Annotated in this window: 19 protein-coding genes and 2 tRNA genes; 17 read left to right on the top strand and 4 right to left on the bottom strand. The window is 42.3% G+C overall.

What is annotated here, in order from left to right:
- Positions 1-60: 60 nt before the first annotated feature.
- The 8 genes from rpoE to AB3329_RS08880 all read left to right on the top strand — a co-directional run bounded on the left by rpoE (position 61) and on the right by AB3329_RS08880 (position 7106).
- A complete protein-coding gene (gene rpoE, locus AB3329_RS08915; protein ID WP_368395635.1) occupies positions 61-654 on the top strand; it encodes a DNA-directed RNA polymerase subunit delta in 594 nt (197 codons plus the stop codon).
- A 343-nt stretch (positions 655-997) separates the two neighbouring features.
- Positions 998-2608: a CTP synthase gene (gene pyrG, locus AB3329_RS08910; protein WP_368395633.1), complete on the top strand. Its 1611-nt coding sequence runs from the start codon at positions 998-1000 to the stop codon at positions 2606-2608.
- 143 nt (positions 2609-2751) lie between these two features.
- Positions 2752-2837 (top strand) — tRNA-Leu (locus tag AB3329_RS08905).
- A gap of 194 nt (positions 2838-3031) precedes the next feature.
- Positions 3032-3886, top strand: a complete 855-nt coding sequence (locus AB3329_RS08900; RefSeq protein WP_368395631.1) for an ABC transporter ATP-binding protein — start codon at positions 3032-3034, stop codon at positions 3884-3886.
- Entirely contained in the window at positions 3886-4731 is an 846-nt protein-coding gene (locus tag AB3329_RS08895) for an ABC transporter permease (RefSeq protein ID WP_368395629.1), read from the top strand. The genes AB3329_RS08900 and AB3329_RS08895 overlap by 1 nt, the downstream gene beginning before the upstream one ends.
- 322 nt (positions 4732-5053) lie before the next feature.
- Positions 5054-5509: a LytTR family DNA-binding domain-containing protein gene (locus tag AB3329_RS08890; protein ID WP_368395627.1), complete on the top strand. Its 456-nt coding sequence runs from the start codon at positions 5054-5056 to the stop codon at positions 5507-5509.
- A gap of 9 nt (positions 5510-5518) precedes the next feature.
- Positions 5519-5932, top strand: coding sequence for a DUF3021 domain-containing protein (locus tag AB3329_RS08885; RefSeq protein ID WP_368395625.1), 414 nt, complete (start codon positions 5519-5521; stop codon positions 5930-5932).
- 292 nt (positions 5933-6224) lie between these two features.
- Entirely contained in the window at positions 6225-7106 is an 882-nt protein-coding gene (locus AB3329_RS08880) for a class II fructose-bisphosphate aldolase (RefSeq protein WP_067063934.1), read from the top strand.
- Positions 7107-7217: 111 nt separating this feature from the next.
- Here AB3329_RS08880 and AB3329_RS08875 read toward each other — a convergent pair whose 3' ends face one another.
- Positions 7218-7793: a TetR/AcrR family transcriptional regulator gene (locus AB3329_RS08875; protein ID WP_368395623.1), complete on the bottom strand. Its 576-nt coding sequence runs from the start codon at positions 7791-7793 to the stop codon at positions 7218-7220.
- A gap of 128 nt (positions 7794-7921) precedes the next feature.
- Between AB3329_RS08875 and AB3329_RS08870 the strand changes: the two genes are divergently transcribed.
- The 4 genes from AB3329_RS08870 (at position 7922) to AB3329_RS08855 (ending at position 10417) form a co-directional block, all read left to right on the top strand.
- On the top strand, positions 7922-9058 hold the full coding sequence (locus AB3329_RS08870) for an alpha/beta fold hydrolase (protein WP_368395621.1): 1137 nt from the start codon (positions 7922-7924) through the stop codon (positions 9056-9058).
- A gap of 202 nt (positions 9059-9260) precedes the next feature.
- Positions 9261-9333: transfer RNA gene (locus AB3329_RS08865), tRNA-Thr, on the top strand.
- Positions 9334-9845: 512 nt separating this feature from the next.
- Complete coding sequence (locus AB3329_RS08860) at positions 9846-10091, top strand: AbrB/MazE/SpoVT family DNA-binding domain-containing protein (RefSeq protein WP_368395619.1); 246 nt, start codon at positions 9846-9848, stop codon at positions 10089-10091.
- Positions 10085-10417: a type II toxin-antitoxin system PemK/MazF family toxin gene (locus AB3329_RS08855; protein ID WP_368395617.1), complete on the top strand. Its 333-nt coding sequence runs from the start codon at positions 10085-10087 to the stop codon at positions 10415-10417. Before AB3329_RS08860 ends, AB3329_RS08855 begins: the two co-directional genes overlap by 7 nt.
- Positions 10418-11367: 950 nt before the next feature.
- Here the strand turns inward: AB3329_RS08855 and AB3329_RS08850 are convergent.
- The 3 genes from AB3329_RS08850 to AB3329_RS08840 form a co-directional block, all read right to left on the bottom strand.
- On the bottom strand, positions 11368-12000 hold the full coding sequence (locus tag AB3329_RS08850; protein WP_368395615.1) for a GyrI-like domain-containing protein: 633 nt from the start codon (positions 11998-12000) through the stop codon (positions 11368-11370).
- A 1-nt stretch (position 12001) separates the two neighbouring features.
- Positions 12002-12397 (bottom strand): VOC family protein, encoded by a 396-nt coding sequence (locus AB3329_RS08845; protein ID WP_368395613.1) that lies wholly within the window; start codon positions 12395-12397, stop codon positions 12002-12004.
- 67 nt (positions 12398-12464) lie between these two features.
- Positions 12465-13367: a helix-turn-helix transcriptional regulator gene (locus tag AB3329_RS08840; protein ID WP_368395611.1), complete on the bottom strand. Its 903-nt coding sequence runs from the start codon at positions 13365-13367 to the stop codon at positions 12465-12467.
- Between the two features lie 269 nt (positions 13368-13636).
- Between AB3329_RS08840 and rpmB the strand changes: the two genes are divergently transcribed.
- The 5 genes from rpmB to ilvN all read left to right on the top strand — a co-directional run bounded on the left by rpmB (position 13637) and on the right by ilvN (position 18682).
- The gene (rpmB, locus tag AB3329_RS08835; protein ID WP_018164578.1) at positions 13637-13825 is read left to right on the top strand and encodes a 50S ribosomal protein L28; all 189 of its coding nucleotides are present in this window, start codon (positions 13637-13639) and stop codon (positions 13823-13825) included.
- Positions 13826-14024: 199 nt separating this feature from the next.
- Positions 14025-14390: an Asp23/Gls24 family envelope stress response protein gene (locus AB3329_RS08830; RefSeq protein ID WP_368395608.1), complete on the top strand. Its 366-nt coding sequence runs from the start codon at positions 14025-14027 to the stop codon at positions 14388-14390.
- Positions 14390-16063 (top strand): DAK2 domain-containing protein, encoded by a 1674-nt coding sequence (locus AB3329_RS08825; RefSeq protein WP_368395606.1) that lies wholly within the window; start codon positions 14390-14392, stop codon positions 16061-16063. Before AB3329_RS08830 ends, AB3329_RS08825 begins: the two co-directional genes overlap by 1 nt.
- 440 nt (positions 16064-16503) lie before the next feature.
- Positions 16504-18207: an acetolactate synthase large subunit gene (locus AB3329_RS08820; RefSeq protein WP_368395604.1), complete on the top strand. Its 1704-nt coding sequence runs from the start codon at positions 16504-16506 to the stop codon at positions 18205-18207.
- Positions 18200-18682: an acetolactate synthase small subunit gene (gene ilvN / locus AB3329_RS08815; RefSeq protein WP_368395602.1), complete on the top strand. Its 483-nt coding sequence runs from the start codon at positions 18200-18202 to the stop codon at positions 18680-18682. Before AB3329_RS08820 ends, ilvN begins: the two co-directional genes overlap by 8 nt.
- Positions 18683-18731: the final 49 nt, after the last annotated feature.

Here is an 18731-nt window from a genome sequence, read left to right as displayed (position 1 = left end):
TTTCCTATTTTTGCTGTGAGCTTTATACGGCCTTTGTATCTTGTTAAAAGGAGAAGGATTTTGGAATTAGAAGTATTAGCTGGACAGGAAAAAGATGAGCTTTCAATGATTGAGGTTGCTCGGGCCATTTTGGAGGAGCGCGGCCGTGATAATGAAATGCATTTTAGCGACCTTGTTAATGACATCCAAGGTTATCTGGGAAAAACAGATCAGGATATTCGTGAATCACTCCCTTTTTTCTATGCTGATTTGAATACTGACGGCAGTTTCATCCCGCTTGGTGAAAATAAGTGGGGTCTGCGCTCATGGTATGCTGTTGACGAGATTGATGAAGAAATCATTACACTTGAGGATCACGAAGAAGGTGCGACTAAGCGTAAGAAAAAACGGGTCAATGCCTTCATGGATGGTGATGAAGATGCTATTGACTACAGGGATGATGACCCGGAAGATGAAGATTTTACGCCGGCTGATCAGGAAGTGGAATATGAAGAAGAAAATCCGGATGATGAGAAGGATGAAGTGGACTCTTATGATTCGGAAATCAATGAAATTATTCCTGATGATGATTTAGATGAGGACGTTGAGCTCAATGAAGAGGACGATGACGAAGAAGATGAGGAGTTTGAGCGGGAGGAAACTGAGAACAGTTAATAAAAGCTTGTTTATTATAGTGATTTAATTAAGTTTAAAATCTGGAGAAGAGCCGCAAGTCTTCTCCTTTTTTTATTTGGAGTTTTAGGTGCTTTATTTTACTGTACTAATTGTTCTCTTTTCCCGGCTCAGTGCTTGTTTAATCAAATGATATAAAAGGGATTTGACAAATGCTGTAAGATAGTTTATATTTATTATTGGGCACCTCTTGATGAGGTCGGAAAATGCTCCCTAGCAATAGGGAGCTATTTTGTTTTTTAAGCTTAACAGGCATCTGTCTATTCCCTAATATTATGATTTGTTGCTATTTGAATTTTACTGTACACTTTTAAAGGAGTTTTGGATGACAAAGTATATTTTTGTAACCGGCGGTGTGGTTTCTTCAATCGGTAAAGGCATTGTTGCGGCCAGTCTGGGACGCTTACTGAAGAATCGCGGTCTGAAAGTCACAATTCAAAAATTTGACCCTTATATTAATATAGATCCTGGGACAATGAGCCCTTACCAGCACGGGGAAGTTTATGTGACAGATGACGGTGCTGAAACTGATCTTGACTTAGGGCATTATGAGCGTTTTATCGATATTAATTTAAATAAGTACTCCAATGTCACAACAGGGAAAATTTACGATGAGGTTTTACGAAAAGAACGGCGCGGAGAATATCTTGGAGCGACTGTTCAGGTCATTCCCCATATTACCAATGCCTTAAAAGAGAAGATAAAACGTGCTGCTGCGACTACTGACTCCGATGTGATTATTACTGAGGTTGGCGGCACGGTAGGGGACATTGAAAGCCTGCCTTTTCTGGAAGCCCTGCGCCAAATGAAAGCTGATGTCGGCTCAGATAATGTCATGTATATTCACACCACCTTGCTGCCCTATTTGAAAGCGGCCGGGGAAATGAAAACCAAACCGACTCAGCACTCAGTCAAAGAGCTGCGCGGTTTAGGCATCCAGCCGAACATGCTGGTGATTCGGACAGAAAAACCGGCTGAACAGTCCATTAAAAATAAGCTGGCACAGTTTTGCGATGTAGCGCCTGAAGCTGTTATCGAATCACTTGACGTAGAACATATCTATCAGATACCGCTCAATATGCAGGCGCAGAATATGGATCAGATTGTCTGTGACCATTTAAAACTGAATGTTCCGCCTGCAGATATGACTGCCTGGTCGGCAATGGTTGATAAGGTTTTGACACTTAAAGAGACAACTAAGATCGCTCTGGTCGGTAAATATGTTGAGCTTCCGGATGCTTACCTTTCCGTTGTTGAAGCCTTGAAACATTCGGGCTATGTTAACGATTCGGCAATTGATTTGAAATGGATTAATGCCAATGATCTGACGTCCGAAAATGTGGCTGCTGCCCTTGGCGATGCTGACGGTGTCATTGTTCCCGGCGGCTTTGGCCATCGCGGAACAGAAGGAAAGATTGCTGCCATCCAGTATGCCCGTGAAAACGACCTCCCTATGCTGGGGATTTGTTTGGGAATGCAGCTGACTTGTGTCGAATATGCCCGGCATGTTCTTAATCTTGAAGGAGCCAATTCAACTGAGCTTGACCCTGCTACTAAATACCCTGTTATTGATATCATGCGTGACCAGATTGATATTGAAGATATGGGGGGAACGCTGCGTCTGGGTCTTTATCCATGTAAGCTCAAGCCCGGCAGCAAAGCAGCAGCTGCATATCATAGTCAAGAAGTTGTACAGCGGCGTCACCGCCACCGTTATGAATTTAACACTAAATTCCGTGAACAGTTTGAAGCAGCAGGCTTTGTCTTTTCAGGGGTATCGCCGGACAACCGTTTAATGGAAGTTGTTGAACTGCCGGAGAAGAAATTCTTTGTGGCAGCTCAGTACCATCCTGAGCTGCAAAGCCGGCCTAACCGCGCTGAGGAACTTTACACCGCCTTTGTGACTGCGGCTGTAGAGAATAAACAAGCCCGGTAGAGAGTGATAAGAACGGCTGGCTGAGGAGCTGTGCTTTCCCCGTCAATCTCACTGAGACTATCACTTTCACACGATAGAATGATATTTTGAAAAAAGATGTTGACAACCCTGATAGTAATTGATATAATTATCTTTGTTGTCACGCGGGAATGGCGGAATTGGCAGACGCGCAGGACTAAGGATCCTGTGACCGCTTTAGGTCGTGAGGGTTCAAGTCCCTCTTTCCGCAAAAGCAGCCAGGCTATAGTCTGGCTTTTTTGTATTTCCGCAGTTAAACAGAATTTATGAAAACATTTAAGCTGTGCTGCTAAGGTGCAGAGTCTTTATCTTTCTGCCGCTTACCGGTGTTTTTTAACCGCTTAGCGAAAAAAGCAGCCATCAGGGCTGTTTTTTTGTTAGGATAAAGCTGTGGAGGACAAAGATATGCTTATTGAGACGAAAAATTTAACGAAAACATACGGGGACAAAACGGTTGTTAAGCAATTAAATTTAACTGTTCCTAAAGGAAGTTTGGTTGCCTATCTGGGAACTAACGGTGCCGGAAAATCCACTACGATTAAGATGCTGACAGGTCTATTAAAACCAAGCTATGGAAGAGTGCGGCTAGCACCCGGAATCAAAATGGGGATGGTTTTTCAAGACAGTGTTCTGGATGACGAGCTGACTGTCAAAGCCAATCTTTATAATCGGGCAGGGCTTTATAAACAAATGGATAAGAGATGGCTGACCGATTTGCTGGACTTGACAGGACTGAATGGTTTTCTCGGCCAAAAGTATGGGACGCTTTCCGGAGGGCAGCGCAGACGGGCTGACATTGCCCGTGCACTGCTCAATAAACCGGATCTACTCTTTCTTGACGAGCCGACAACAGGGCTGGATATTCAGACGCGGCAGATGATTTGGGACTTGCTTTATCGTTTGAAAAAAGAACAGGGGCTGACGATTTTCTTAACCACCCATTATTTGGAAGAAGCTGAAAATGCAGAATTAACCTACATCATTGAGCAAGGGCAGGTTCTTGCTCAGGGTACAGCCATGGATTTGAAAAAGAAATATGCCAAGAATAAGCTGTATTTAGTACCTAGAGCAAATCAGCTGTTAGAGAATTTTTCTTATCCCTTAATCGAGACAGAACTTGGTTTTTTAGTGGAAGGTTTGACCGCTCAGGAAGCGATTGCTGTTCTCAGTCGTTACCGAGACACTTTAGCTACGTTTGAATTTAAGCCGGGCACCATTAATGATGCTTTTATCGCTATCACAGGAAAGGAGATTGACTGATGGGAGCAACAGTAAAACGCAGTTTAGCACTTTACTTCAGCAATAAGGCCAGTGTATTTTTTTCACTGATGGGGGCCTGGATTGCCTTTGCTTTGTATATTGTTTTTCTGCAAAAAAATATGCTGGACAATTGGGGGAATCTGACTAATGGGGCTATTCTTCTAGATAAGTGGGTTATAGGAGGGATATTAGCTGTCACCAGCATCACGACGACTTGGACAGGGATTGTCCGTATGATTCAGGACAAAGAAAGCCAAAAATTCGCTGATTTTCTGCTGACTGATACCTCCAGCTTCAAACTGCATCTCGGTTATTTCATCAGTGCCAGTGCAATCGGAACAGTCATGCAGATCATTATGCTGCTGATTATGACCGGTTTCTTTTACTGGCAGGATGGTCTGACCCTCAGCTTGACGCAGGTTCTGCAGCTGCTAGGGATTATGCTGGCCAGTTCCTTTTTAGGAGCGGGAACAGGGATTCTTATAGGCCAGTTCTTTAAAACCGTTGAAGCAGCAGAGCGCTTTTCCGTTATTATCGGGACAGCCTCAGGTTTCTTAGTCGGGGTTTATCTGCCAATCGGCAATCTGCCAAATTTTGCACAGTATCTGGTAAAGCTAACGCCGGGAACTTATGCGGCAGCGGCTTACCGCCAGATTTTAACATCAGATACACTGGCCGGAAAAAGCCAGTCAGCTCTTGCAGTCAAGGAGTACTTGGGAATTGGTCTGAAATGGTCTGATCTGACAAGCCTCCCTCAAAACACTTTAGTTGTTATCGGTGTCGCCTTTTTAAGCCTTCTTCTGTTTAGCCTGTTTCAGCTTGTGAAAAAACCGGTTTTACGATAAACTGATAAAAAGAAATCAACCCTCTGAAAAGAAAAATGACAATCTGACTTTTTCCTTCCTTTCAGCTTAGAAAAGGGAATGCAATAACGGATTCTAAAGACCTAAGGAGAGAGGGCAGCCTCTTGTTTTTCAAGCGGACAGTTCAATGAAATCCTGATATGTACAGGAACTTATCTGATTTGCAAGGGTTCTGTTCTGATGGCCGGACAGTTTTCCTTGTCTGAAATCTGAAAATGAATGGACAAGACTGAATCGCGGGCAAGGCTGGTCAGACTGTTTTTGATTTTCTTAGTAGCGGTGTCATATTAAAAAGGAGAGCTTTGTGGATTATCGTTTTGAAAAAGATGACAGTTTGCGCCCGGGTGCAGTTGAGGTTCTGGTCCGCAGCCAAGAGCTGACAGCAGAAGCCCAAGGGGTATTAGCTTATTTGAGCCGATACGACTCAAAACCGCCGGCTATTCTGCCCTTGAAAACGAATGACCGTCTGGAAATGCTGAAAGTTGATGAGCTGGTGTTTGTTGATGTCGATGCTGACAGCTTGATTTTGGAGACTTTAAAGGGCCGTTATATTATTACGGAAAGACTTTATAAATTTAAGGAACGGCTTAATAATCCTGATTTTATTCAAGTGTCTAAACATGGTCTGATAAACATCAATCACCTGCAGGCCTTGGAGGCCAACTTTTCCGGCAATATGCTGGCGATTTTAACAGGTAAGCGTAAGGCCGATGTCAGCCGGCGCTATCTGCGTCATTTGGAAAATGCTTTAGGATTGTGAGGGAGAGATATGAAAAACACTTGGAAAACGGCTGTCCTGTATTTTTTAATCGGAGTTGGTTTTGGCGGTCTGAGCTATTCCGCTGCTTTAGTACTTAATGGCGCAGAGAATCAAACGGTTGCACAGATTGTCAATGTCGTCTGGATCAGCGGTTTAATCGGCTTGATAAGTATGATTTTTGAGCTGGAACGTCCTAACTTTGCTTGGCAGCTGTTTCTGCACTTCTTAGGCGTGTGCGGTCTGGTAGGTCTTCTTAATTACCTGAATAATCTCACCTCGGATGTTTTTGATTTGAGTTTTTTGGGAAAATACGCTGCGATCTACTTAATCATTTGGATTGTGGTTTATTTTGTTTTTTATAACAGGGTCCGCCATATTAACCGAAAACTTCAAGAAAGACAGTCAGAGGATCTAAAGCACTGAATTTCCCGCTACAGCTGATAATGCAAAATTGGTTCGCTTTCTTTACCGAAATTAGCTGTATGGCATTTGGCAAAAGACCTTGGAAAAGTTCGGTCGTCTGGCTTTTGCCGCCGGAGAAAGCTGTGTTTAACTGTCTGTGGTAACCTAGGCTGGGGAATGAGAATCCGTATGGACTGGCTGCCTGCGATTGAAAAATATAGGGTCTTTTAAATTTAGCTGGCTATTTTACTAAAAAAGTGATAAAATGAACACGTAATGGGTTTAACCCAAAAAATAAATAGGAGGCCTTACAATGGCAATCGTTTCAGCAGAGAAATTTGTCCAAGCAGCGCGTGACAACGGTTATGCAGTTGGTGGATTTAACACAAACAACTTGGAATGGACACAGGCTATCTTGCGTGCAGCAGAAAGCAAACAAGCACCGGTTCTTATCCAAACTTCCATGGGTGCAGCCAAATATATGGGCGGTTACAAACTTTGTAAACAGCTTATTGAAAACCTTGTTGAATCTATGGGAATTACTGTGCCAGTTGCTATTCATCTTGATCACGGTCATTATGAAGATGCGCTTGAATGTATTGAAGTTGGCTATACGTCAATCATGTTTGACGGTTCGCACCTGCCAGTAGAGGAAAACCTTGCAAAAACAAAAGAGGTAGTTGAACTGGCGCATGCGAAAGGCGTTTCAGTGGAAGCTGAAGTCGGAACAATCGGCGGTGAAGAAGATGGTATCATCGGTAAAGGCGAATTAGCACCAATTGAAGATGCTAAAGCGATGGTTGAAACAGGTATCGACTTCTTAGCAGCCGGTATCGGAAATATCCACGGTCCATATCCTGATAACTGGGAAGGTCTTGCACTGGACCACCTTGAAAAATTGGCAGCCGCAGTTCCAGGTTTCCCAATCGTACTGCACGGCGGTTCAGGAATCCCTGATGATCAAATTCAAGCTGCTATCAAACTTGGTGTAGCTAAAGTTAACGTTAACACTGAAAGTCAAATTGCCTTCTCAAACGCAACACGCGAATTTGCACGTAATTATGATGCAAATGAAGCTGAATACGACAAGAAGAAACTCTTTGATCCGCGTAAATTCTTGGCGCCAGGTATCAAAGCTGTTCAAGGTGCTGTTGAAGAACGTATTGATGTCTTTGGCTCAGAAAACAAAGCATAATCGGCTTTGGCAAGTACTGTAAAATGCAAAAAATCCTGAAATCAACGATTTCAGGATTTTTTTGGATAAGAACTTATTATTCTTTATTCTGATACGGCTAAAGTCAGCAGGCTATGGCTGCAAGTCAAAGGACTGCTGAATTTTACTGAAAAGAAGGGAAAGATTGTGGGCAATTTCTGCAGCTGGCCTAGCCTTTTCTTCCAAAAGCCAATGGCTGATGATATTGAAATAACCGCCTGTGATAAAATGAAGAATATCCTGCAGATCTGCTTGGGTATTTGCTGGCTGAATATGCCAGGGGGCGTTAATAAAGCGGTAAAGGACAACTGCTTGCTGATTGTATTTTTCAATCAGCAGGTGGATTTTTTGACTGCTGATAAGCAGCCTCAGCTTTTCCCGATTGTCCCAAAAGAAGTTTAAGGTCACCATCAGCATATCTGTGAAAGAAGACTGAGCTAAAATATCATCTTTTAAAAGATAATAACTCTGCAGCAAGCCATCCAAATAAACCTGTAGAATATCATCTTTGTTAGCAAAATAGCGGTAAAAGGTGCGTCTTGATATTTGTGCGAGATCAAGAATTTCATTGACAGTTATCTCATCAAAATGATTATCTTTTAGCAGTGTGAAAGTTGCTTCAATAATCTGTGTTTTCGAATAAAGGCTTTGCCTTTCTTTGCCGTTCATCCGGGCGTCCTCCTGCCATTATTTCGGTAATTTGTAGCACTTCTTGTGAAGACCTTGTATTTGTTTTTCATCATGCTATGATAATAATGTGATACACATTATAGCACTTTTTAACTGGAGAAGACAATATGCTAAAACAATATACAGGAATTTTGCTGTTTGATTTCCAAATTTTGAGGCTGACAGGCCAGCTCAAAAACAAGTATCAGGAAGTAGAAGCGGATTTATTAGAAATTGGGCAGACTGTCCATGACTTTGAGTCATGGTACCAATGGTGGAATCAAAAGGCAAGAAGCTATGAAAAACAAGGCCTGCTGGAAGTTGCGATGACCTATTATCGGTCTTCTTTATTCTTCCTCTCCTTTTCAGATAAGAGAAAAGCTGATGCTTATCAGTGCTTCAGGCGTTGTTTTGAACGGTTTTACGAGAATGCTGATTTGCAGTATGCCAGTGTCCCCTATGAGCAGGGGGTGCTGCCGGCGGTCTGGCTGAAAAAAGCCGAGTTCAGCAAAACTTTATTGGTTATTGGAGGCTTTGACTCCTATATGGAAGAGCTGGTTTCTTGGTTTTTACCTCTGCAGGAGGAGCTGCAGTGCAATCTTTTAATTTTTGATGGTCCCGGTCAAGGATCTGTGCCGGCGCAAAAGCTTTATTTTCAAGCAGATTATGAGAGGGTTGTTGCTGCGGTTTTAGACTATTTTAAGTTAGAAACAGTTGCAGCGGTCGGCTTGTCATGGGGCGGCAGTTTTGTCTTAAGAGCAGCAGCTTTTGAAAAACGTATAAAGCTGTGTATCTGTTTTGATATTTTCTATTCAGCTATGGATGCTTTTCGCTTACAGACAAGAGCTGCCGAATATGCTCTCTTGAAAGCCGGTTTATTTTTAAGGCAGAAATCTTTAATCAATGCCATCATTAGCCATAAAGCAAAAACCAACACCAGTCTGTCTTGGATGCTGATGCACGGTCAAGGAATAACGGGGGAAAAGACAGCTTATGACTTTATCCGCAATATCAGTGCTCACACTATTGAAAATCAATTGGGGCAGATTGAACAAACCTGTCTCTTATTAGCAGGAAGTCAGGATATGTATGTGCCTTCTTACCGTTTAGAAGATCTAAAAAATAAACTCGTTCAGGCAAAAAATGTTCAGGCGCATCTTTTTACTGAAGAAACCGGAGGCAGCCTTCACTGTCAGATTGACAATATTCAGCTGGCCCTGGATGCCATTCGTCAATTTATTAACCAGCATAAAAATGAGTTCTAAAAATAAAAAATCAGTATCCTGCAGCCTGAGTTTAGTTTGGGCTTCAGTTGTCTGGCCGCCAAAATAAAGCCTTTCTAAGCTGGCATCTGCATTTGATATTTGCAATTTTTGAAAAGATACTTTCAGAAAAATAAAGTCAGCAGCTGAAAAAATTTGACAATCTTCAAAAAAATGATAAAATAGTATCTGTTGAACAGCTCGGGCCGACTTAGCTCAGCTGGCAGAGCAACGCACTCGTAACGCGTAGGTCGCAGGTTCGACCCCTGCAGTCGGCATTGAAATACAAGATAAAAAGCCCTTGAAATAAGGCTTTTTTGCTGGTCAAAAGCATTTTGTTGAGAACTTACAGTAAAGCTCTAATGGCTTTAAGTTCTTGTCCAATTTTTTCTTCCAAGATATGCCTGTGAACAGCTACCGAGGTGGAAATATCTTTCTGTCCTAAAATTTTGGCTAGCCCCCTAAATCAGTCTTATTATACCAGAGATACCCCCCAAGTATTTTTAGTCGTTATCAGATGTTCCGTTTCCATTCTTTCAAATAAAGTTTTAAAGCTTTATTGACAGTCGCAATATTAGGAAGATAAGGAAAACAAACAGAGAAGAAAGCCAGTAAATCGTTCTTTCTTCTCTGCTTGTTTTATATTTTTCACTTACATATACGTATGGAGAAACTATTCAATGTTAGTCGTAAGTTTTTGATTAGGTGCAAGAGCACTTTTTTATAAGCATCAGAAGTATATACAAAATGATACTTTTATGTTATAATACTTAAAAAGAGGAGGTGTATTATGCAAGTAACAGTGAATAAATGGGGGAACAGTTCAGCTATACGTCTCCCAAAACAATTAGTACAGCAGCTGCAATTACATACCAACGATATTCTTGATTATGAAGTGTCTGGGGACAAGATTATTCTTAAAAAAGCAAGGACAGTTCCAGAATTGACAGTCGATGATCTTTTTAAAGATTATCAAGGAGAACCAGTATCAGTAAGGCCGTTTATTTTTGAAAGTGCTGGTAATGAACAGTGGTAAGTATTAAGCAAGGATCTATTATCAAAATTAACCTTGACCCAAAACAAGGTCATGAACAAAAAGGTTACCGCCCTTATATTTGTTTAAGCCACAGTGTTGTCATGAAGTATTCTAACATTGCTATTTTTGCACCTATCAGTAATACCAAAAGAGATTACCCCTTTTATGTCCCTCTGAAAGATACCGAGACAACAGGTAAAGTCTTGCTTGACCAATTGGTGACGATAGATTTCAATGCCAGAGACTATCGGTATATAGAAAACGTTTCAGACGAATTATTGAACAACTTATTAGCTCGTGTAAAAGTATTGTTTGAAAAAGGGTAACAGTAAAGGGCATGTATGTTCTTGAATAATATCCAGCATAACTAATTGTTGGGAAATAAAATTGAGATACGCTTTTTAAGTTGGATAAAATTTTAAAACCTTGATAATAAGCTGTTTTTAGTTTATCTTTGCAAAGAAAAACGGAAAAGATTTCTGCAGTCGGCATCAGTTACCGCTTCTAAACTTTGTTTTAGAGGCGGTTTTTTTATTAAGATACAAAGGCCGTTAAAAACGCAAAAGGAAAATAGGGGATGGCAAGTGATGCTTGCATCACGATGACAGCCATCTTTTTCCCGCAGCGTTTAGGCCGTGTTCAATTCACCAAGATACAAAAGCCGTTAAAAACGCAAAAGGAAAATAGGCGGTAAGTCCGAAATCTTTGATTTCGCAGACGCACCCCTGCCAGAACGACTAGAAGGGTGCGGCAGGCTGTAAAGACTGCAAAGCCTTCAGACGTTTACGGCTGGATAGTAATGAAATCAGCACTCAGCTTGACTAGTCTTTTCCCGCAGCGTTTAGGGCGTGTTCAGTTTCACCAAGACACAAAGTCCGTGTTCAATTCCAAGATGAAGCCGTGTTAAAAAGCGAAAATATCCAAAGGAATCGTTTATGGTCCGATTTGTTCTTACTCGTTAATGAGCAGGTTGGATACGATTGCTTTTTAGTTGCTTTGGCAAAGAGAAACAGTTAGAAACGACGCCTGCCAAACTTTCATTTCTTATTTTACCTGAGGTTTTGCGTTTGCCCATTGTCGTCTCCCTATCCTTGCCCGGCAGCTGCTTCTTTATGCTGTTGCATCTAAAATCCAGAATGTCGCTGTCGGATGAATGCCTGGGTCATGTCTGACTAAGTATCCTTACTATCTCCAAAACAGCCTAGGTTTGTTCAGTCAGCTTCCTAAAAGCTACTGCGCCAGAAACAGTAAGGTGTTTAGGTTTTAATCTTTCAGTCTAGCATTTGCGTATCGGATGTCTGATAACGGTTTTCAGTTTTTCAGGAGCCACTTTTCTGGCATCGCTCAGATAAATCTCGTGATGCAGCCGCTTGTCTGTGATATCAAGCGTGTATCCCTGCTTTTGCATAAACTCATGCATCAGTGAAATGGTAGCGGGTTCCTCATCATATGGGCCAATATGCAGACACTGGACCGCCAGTCCCTCTTCATAAGTTAAAAACTCAACCTTAGAGAAGTCCGTTTTCTTTTTCTTTCCTGCCTCTTCAACCGCCCATTTAAAATCAGTCTGTGTCACAAAATCTGGAAGGCGGATTACAGATATCCAATTGAAATTATCCTTATGGGCGTAATCAATGTTGTCTGTGCCTTCCTGCCACCAAAAGCCCTCAAGCGGTGGAACAACATAATCGAAGTATCCCTCAATGTGATGACTGCTCTTTTTGCTCATCTTGATAGTAAAAGCGACCCCGTAGAGCAGGTTGATGGCCTGTTTGTAGGGGCCGTCCTTGGCATTTGGATCGCCTTGTCCGCGAACGGCTATATAATTCATGTTCGGCACACTGACAATACCGGGCCTGTTCTTTGGCATATAAAATTCTTTATATTCTTTTTTGTAGTCAAATACCATCTCATGCCTCCTTTACGAAAGAACCAATCTCAATCAGGTTTCCTTCCGGATCAGCGATGTAACATGTTCGCTGCCCCCACTCCTCAGTTGTCGGCGGCATAACTGACACTGCTCCTTTAGCAAGCACAGCATTGTAGGTTTTATCAACCGAATCGAAATTGTCGACAGACAAAGCAATCTCATAATGGCCATTGATACCATCAGCATATGCAAAGCGCTGTCTTGTCATTTTTTCAAAATCATTGCGCCGAAACAAGAGAAACAATGTTCCGTCTTTTTCTAAATAAACATTGCTGGTCTCATCTTCTTCCTGTATTTCAAAGCCCAGAACGTCTCGATAAAAACGGACCATAGTTCCCATATCGTTTACAAAGATACCAAATCCATCTAACCGCATTTCATTATCCTCCCTATTCTTTATAAATTCATCATAACAAAGTGAACAGGACAGCTGTATGTCATGTTTAAGAATATTTTTTTACTAAATCTGCTCCAAAATGCTTTAAATGTTCTCTTAGTTCATGGGGTTCAAGCAATTCAATTCCCTTACCGAAAGACAGTATCCAAGACTTTATACTTTCAAAATCAGTGAAGCCAAATGAAAACAGTAAGGTACCGTCTGCTTGTTCTACAATAGATTCTGCTCCATAGTCGTCCAGTATGCGAAAGCGGTATTCAGGCTGGATAATCGCTTTTACCATGTGGTTGTGCGGAAATAGACTGTCATTTGATAAGTCGGGATACAGAAGGGCGCGTTTTGTAAAAAGTTCGCCGGCAGAAAGAGCTGTCATTCTGTTCAGCTTGAATAATCTGAAATCCTGACGTTTCAGGCACCAGCCCCATACATACCAGTTTGACCACTGGAAAATCAGATAGTAAGGCTCAATTTTCCGCTTGCTTTCGCCGGAAGGTGACGAATAATGAAAGCACAGGTAATTGCAGCTTTCAATCGCCCTATGAATCAGTTCAATACGTTCAGACACTGCAGCTTTGTCCCATGCAGCTAAGTTTATCAAAATATGATTATCACCTGAAAGAAAAGATGCTGCACCAGCCGATAGTTTTTCCATAAGCTGCAAGTAGCGATTCGTCCCGCTCACACTGTCAAGGCTCCTCAATCCGCTTAGAATTGCCTGCATATCTGAATTTGAAAGGATTGTACGGTCTACTCTGTAACCATCCATAATTTGAATCCCGCCGTTTACTCCCCGTGTGGTCATAATTGGAATTCCGGCGGTGCAAAGAGCTTCAATATCCCGGTTAATAGTTCTTCGAGAGACTTCAAAGAGTTCCGCAAGTTCCGGAGCGGTGACCCTATCTCTTTGAAGCAGGACTGCAAGGATGCCAATCAATCGTTCTGTCTTCATTATGATTCTCCTCATAAATATAGATATGTCAGATTTATTATAATAAACCTTTTATCTCATTGCAATTACCTAAGCGGCTGCTTTTTTCTATTTCAACTGTATCTCAAAAGAGCTCTGTTATCTGATGCTGATTTTCTCACGGCATCACTTTCTAATAATATAAGACAGCTGAATGATAAAAGGGAGTTGCCAAAGAAAACAGATTCTGATATAATGTTTTAGTATGTGGTGTCAGACACCTGAATCTAAAGAGGAGGAAAGAGATAAAAATGGCAAAAGTATGTTATTTTACAGGGCGCAAAACGGTATCAGGCAACAACCGTTCACACGCTATGAATCAAACTAAACGTACGGTTAAACCAAATTTACAAAAAGTGACTGTTCTTATTGACGGAAAACCCAAAAAAGTTTGGGCGTCAGCACGGGCTCTTAAGTCTGGGAAAGTAGAACGGGTTTAGAAATTGGACCATTGAAAGCCGGGGTGACTCGGCTTTTTGTTATGGCTTCATTTTTTTGAAAAAAGCAGCACTGAAGCCCAGCAGCAGCTTGATTGTTTTTTGGGACAGGAGTATTTTACCGGCTGAGGCAGGATATTTTTTTACAAGCGGACTATAATATGATAAAATAAACTGATAAAAACTTGAGAGGTAGTCACGGATGACTGTAAAAATTAATACAAAAGATGGTCAAATTGAACTATCTGATGACGTTATTGCAACTGTTGTCGGAGGTTCAGCAACAGAAATTTTCGGTGTTGTCGGAATGGCTAGCAAGAGTGCGATAAAGGATAACTTTCAGGCACTCCTGCGTAAAGAAAATTATGCAAAAGGTGTCGTTGTTAAATCTACGGAAACAGGTATCACAGTTGATGTTTATACTGTGATGAGCTATGGTGTAAAAATCAGTGAAGTTTCCAAAAATATTCAGGAACGTGTGAAATTTAACCTTGAGAAGCAGCTAGGGCTCTCGGCTGATACAGTAAATGTTTATATCCAAAATATCAAAGTTGTAGGAGAAGATTAGTGTCAAATATTACAACAAGTTTATTTCAAGAGATGATTCAGGCTGCAAGCACTCGTCTGGGAAAACAAGCGGAGTACGTTAATTCTCTCAATGTTTTCCCTGTTCCGGACGGTGACACCGGGACGAATATGGGGATGACTATGGATAACGGTGCAAAAGAGGTTGCTGATAAGCCTGCCGGAACAGTTGGTGAAGTGGGTCAGATTTTGGCCAAAGGCCTTTTGATGGGAGCGCGCGGCAATTCCGGAGTTATTACATCACAGCTCTTTCGCGGATTCAGTCAGTCCATTCGTGATAAGGAAGAACTGACAGGAAAAGATTTGGCCTTGGCCTTTCAGGCAGGAGTAGAAGTGGCTTATAAAGCTGTAATGAAGCCTGTCGAAGGGACTATTTTGACGGTTTCCCGAGGGGCAGCAGCCGGAGCGTTGAAAAAAGCCGAGGAGACTGATGATGCTATCGCAGTGATGCAGGCGACTCTTGACGGTGCTAAGCGGGCTCTGGCAAAAACGCCGGAAATGCTGCCGGTCTTAAAAGAGGTCGGTGTTGTTGATTCGGGAGGTCAAGGCTTAGTCTTTATATATGAAGGCTTTCTGGCTGCGCTTACTGGTGAGTATATTGCTTCAGAGGACTTTCAGGCTACCCCTGCCAATATGTCAGAGATGATTAATGCTGCTCATCACCAATCTGTTGCCGGCCATGTGGCCACAGATGATATTACTTTTGGCTACTGTACAGAAATTATGGTGGCTCTAAAACAGGGTCCGACTTATGTTAAAGAGTTTAATTACGATGAGTTCCAAGGTTATCTGAGCGGTTTAGGCGATTCTCTGCTGGTTGTTAATGATGATGATATCGTTAAGGTGCATGTCCATACCGAAGATCCCGGTCTTGTTATGCAGGAGGGACTGAAATACGGCGCCTTAGTCAAAGTAAAAGTCGATAATATGCGCAGTCAGCACGAGGCTCAGGTCGAGAAAGAAGAAATGCGGTCATCTGATTCAGTATCAGAAGGGCCTAAGGAATACGGCCTGTTAGCTGTTGCTGCCGGTGAAGGAATTGCAGAAATCTTTAAGTCTCAAGGGGTTGATTACATTATCTCCGGTGGTCAGACAATGAACCCGTCAACAGAAGATATTGTCAAGGCGATTGAAGCGGTGAACGCTAAGCAGGTATTGATTTTGCCAAACAATAAAAATATTGTTTTGGCTGCTCAGTCGGCGGCTGAGCTTGTTGGCATTCCTGCTTCTGTTATCGCCAGCAAGACTATCCCTCAAGGGTTCACCAGTCTTTTAGCCTTTAATCCGGAAAAAACGCTTGATGAGAATACACAGGCTATGTCGGCTGCCTTAAACGATGTTGTCAGCGGCAGCGTGACTGTTGCAGTCCGGGATACCAGCATTGACGGTATTGAGATCCATAAAAACGACAATTTAGGAATGGTGGATGGCCGTATTGTGGCGGCTGAGGCAGATATGACTGCCCTTCTGCAAAAAACTTTTGCCCATATGATTGATGAGGACAGCGAAATCGTTTCTATTTATGTCGGTGAAGATGGCAAAGAGGCGACAGCGGAAGAAATAGCGGCCTATCTTGAAGACCGTTATACAGATCTTGAAGTTGAAATTCATCAAGGAGGCCAGCCTGTTTACCCATATCTGATGAGTGCAGAATAATGTTGACTTTATCATAGAATAAGCTGTCGGAAGAAATTCTGACAGCTTTTACTGTCAGCAGTATAAGTTTTTAAGAAAAGATTAAGTGGGCATTGTTTGCGATGCTCTTTTTTGCTGTAAAAAAGCAGCCTGCTGCCTAATCAAGGCTTTTTAACTGCCTGTAAGCGCAGCATGGTGCAGCGAAAGTACAAAATCAAAATTTTCAGAAAATTCTATTGACAATATTTTTCAATATGGTAACATGGGTATAAGATTTTGTTGAAAAGACAGTCTGCTTGTTCAGGCAGCAACACCGTAGAAATAAGAGGAGATGGGCAAAACACAGTAAAGACTGGCTATTTTTCAGTCCCAGCTTGTTTTATTTTCTAAAAGTGGTATGATAGACACAAGGTGTTTGAATTTTTCGATAATTTCAGGGAGTACCTGCAAAGGAGGAGCGTGTGAAAGAAATTAAATTAGAAAAGAAAAAAAATGGCTCTGAATTAGTTTTGGAAACCCTAGCCAGTTTAGGAATCGAAACAATTTTCGGTTATCCCGGTGGAGCTGTTTTGCCGCTTTATGATGCCATTTACAGTTTTAAAGGCATTCGCCATATTTTAGCCCGTCATGAACAGGGTGCGCTCCATGAAGCTGAAGGCTTTGCCAAATCGACAGGGAAGTTAGGTGTAGCCTTGGTGACGAGCGGTCCGGGAGCAACAAATGCTATTACAGGGATTGCTGACGGTATGGGAGACAGTGTCCCTATGCTTGTTTTTACTGGTCAGGTCGCAACTCCCGGTATAGGTAAGGACGCTTTCCAAGAAGCTGACATTATCGGTGTGACCATGCCTATCACTAAGTATAACTACCAAATACGCGATGTAGCAGATATTCCGCGTATTGTGACCGAAGCTGTTCATATCGCAACGACCGGACGTCCGGGACCGGTTGTGATTGATTTGCCCAGAGATATTGCAGCAAAGCAAACAGATTTTTACTACGATCCCAGCCTCAATCTGCCCAGCTACCAGCCGACTGTTGAACCTAATGGCCTGCAGGTGAAAAAAATTCTGCAGCAGCTGAGAAAAGCGAAAAAGCCCTTAATTATTGCCGGCGGCGGTGCCAATTATGCCGGGGCTGCCAAAGAGCTGCAGGCTTTTGCTGAACGCTATAATATTCCGGTTGTTTCAACACTTCTGAGTTTAGGAGTTATGCCTGCCAATCACCCTCTGTCGCTCGGTATGGGCGGGATGCACGGTTCATATGCGTCAAATATGGCCTTGACACAGTGCGATTTCATGATTAATTTCGGTTCACGTTTTGCTGACCGTTTGACAGGGAATCCAGCTACTTTTGCTAAAAATGCAGTTGTTGCCCATATTGACATCGATCCGGCTGAGATTGGCAAAGTTGTTAAAACGCAAATCCCGGTTGTTGGAGATGCCAAAAAAGCATTAGAGCTGCTTTTGAGTTTCGAGACAGTCAGTACCAGACATGAGGACTGGACCGAGCAGGTTTTGGCCAATAAGAAGAAAGCACCTTTCGGCTATGATTTTGATGACAAAGTGATTAAGCCGCAGCATGCTATTGAGACAATCGGCAGGCTGACAAAGGGGGATGCTATTGTCGTAACTGATGTTGGTCAGCATCAAATGTGGGTTGCTCAGTATTATCCTTTTAAGAAGGAGCGCCAGATTATCACTTCCGGCGGTCTGGGAACAATGGGATTTGGGATTCCGGCAGCCATCGGTGCAAAATTAGCCAATCCGGATAAGGAGGTTATTCTTTTTGTCGGAGACGGCGGTTTTCAGATGACCAATCAGGAATTAGCGATTCTCAACGGTTACGGTGTTCCTATTAAAGTGGTTCTGGTTAATAACCATTCTCTTGGTATGGTTCGGCAATGGCAGGAATCTTTTTATAATGAGCACCGCAGTGAGTCTACTTTCGATGATGAACCGAATTTTCAGCTTCTGGCAGAGGCTTATGGGCTTGCTCACTATAAGTTTTCTGACCCTCAAAACTTGGAAGAGGATTTGCAGGTCATTCTGGAAAACAAGCCGATGCTGATTGAGGTCACTATTTCGAACCGCGAGCATGTTTATCCGATGGTTCCGAGCGGTAAGGCCAATAATGAAATGCTGGGGGTGAGGTTCAATGCGTAGAATGTTAACAGCCAGGTTGAAAAATTCAACAGGTGTCCTGAATCGCTTTACAGGTGTTCTTTCACGCCGTCAGGTCAATATTGAGTCTATTTCGGTAGGCCATACAGATGAGCCTGATATTTCCAGGATTACCATTATTATTGATGTGGAGACTTTGGAAGAAGTCGAGCAGATTATTAAGCAGCTGAATCGCTTGATTGATGTTGTACGTGTTCGTGATATTACAGATATTCCGCATCTGGAGAGAGAAGTGATCCTGATTAAAATTTCCGCTCCAGCCGCCAAGCGGGCAGAAATTTTAGCTATTATTCAGCCCTTCCGCGCCAGTGTTGTTGATGTTGCCCCCAAGTCGATTACGATTCAGATGACTGGAGATGCTGAAAAGATTGAAGCCCTTCTCCGTGTTGTCAAGCCTTATGGTATTCGGAATCTTGCCCGCACAGGAGCGACCGGCTTTTCAAGAGATTTTTCTTGAGTCAGTTTTTAGATAAAAAATAATTTTAGAAAGAGAAGATAAGATATAT

This window comes from Streptococcus huangxiaojuni (genome assembly GCF_040930515.1).
Classification (GTDB): domain Bacteria; phylum Bacillota; class Bacilli; order Lactobacillales; family Streptococcaceae; genus Streptococcus; species Streptococcus huangxiaojuni.
Note: the sequence above shows the minus strand (reverse complement) of the source record. Positions and strands in the feature narration are given on the sequence as shown.

Coding starts and splice junctions, on each gene's coding strand:
- pyrG (WP_368395633.1), top strand. CDS start 998: ATGACAAAGTATATTTTTGTAACCGGCGGTGTGGTTTCTTCAATCGGT.
- AB3329_RS08900 (WP_368395631.1), top strand. CDS start 3,032: ATGCTTATTGAGACGAAAAATTTAACGAAAACATACGGGGACAAAACG.
- AB3329_RS08895 (WP_368395629.1), top strand. CDS start 3,886: ATGGGAGCAACAGTAAAACGCAGTTTAGCACTTTACTTCAGCAATAAG.
- AB3329_RS08885 (WP_368395625.1), top strand. CDS start 5,519: ATGAAAAACACTTGGAAAACGGCTGTCCTGTATTTTTTAATCGGAGTT.
- AB3329_RS08880 (WP_067063934.1), top strand. CDS start 6,225: ATGGCAATCGTTTCAGCAGAGAAATTTGTCCAAGCAGCGCGTGACAAC.
- AB3329_RS08875 (WP_368395623.1), bottom strand. CDS start 7,793: ATGAACGGCAAAGAAAGGCAAAGCCTTTATTCGAAAACACAGATTATT.
- AB3329_RS08870 (WP_368395621.1), top strand. CDS start 7,922: ATGCTAAAACAATATACAGGAATTTTGCTGTTTGATTTCCAAATTTTG.
- AB3329_RS08860 (WP_368395619.1), top strand. CDS start 9,846: ATGCAAGTAACAGTGAATAAATGGGGGAACAGTTCAGCTATACGTCTC.
- AB3329_RS08850 (WP_368395615.1), bottom strand. CDS start 12,000: ATGGTATTTGACTACAAAAAAGAATATAAAGAATTTTATATGCCAAAG.
- AB3329_RS08845 (WP_368395613.1), bottom strand. CDS start 12,397: ATGCGGTTAGATGGATTTGGTATCTTTGTAAACGATATGGGAACTATG.
- AB3329_RS08840 (WP_368395611.1), bottom strand. CDS start 13,367: ATGAAGACAGAACGATTGATTGGCATCCTTGCAGTCCTGCTTCAAAGA.
- rpmB (WP_018164578.1), top strand. CDS start 13,637: ATGGCAAAAGTATGTTATTTTACAGGGCGCAAAACGGTATCAGGCAAC.
- AB3329_RS08830 (WP_368395608.1), top strand. CDS start 14,025: ATGACTGTAAAAATTAATACAAAAGATGGTCAAATTGAACTATCTGAT.
- ilvN (WP_368395602.1), top strand. CDS start 18,200: ATGCGTAGAATGTTAACAGCCAGGTTGAAAAATTCAACAGGTGTCCTG.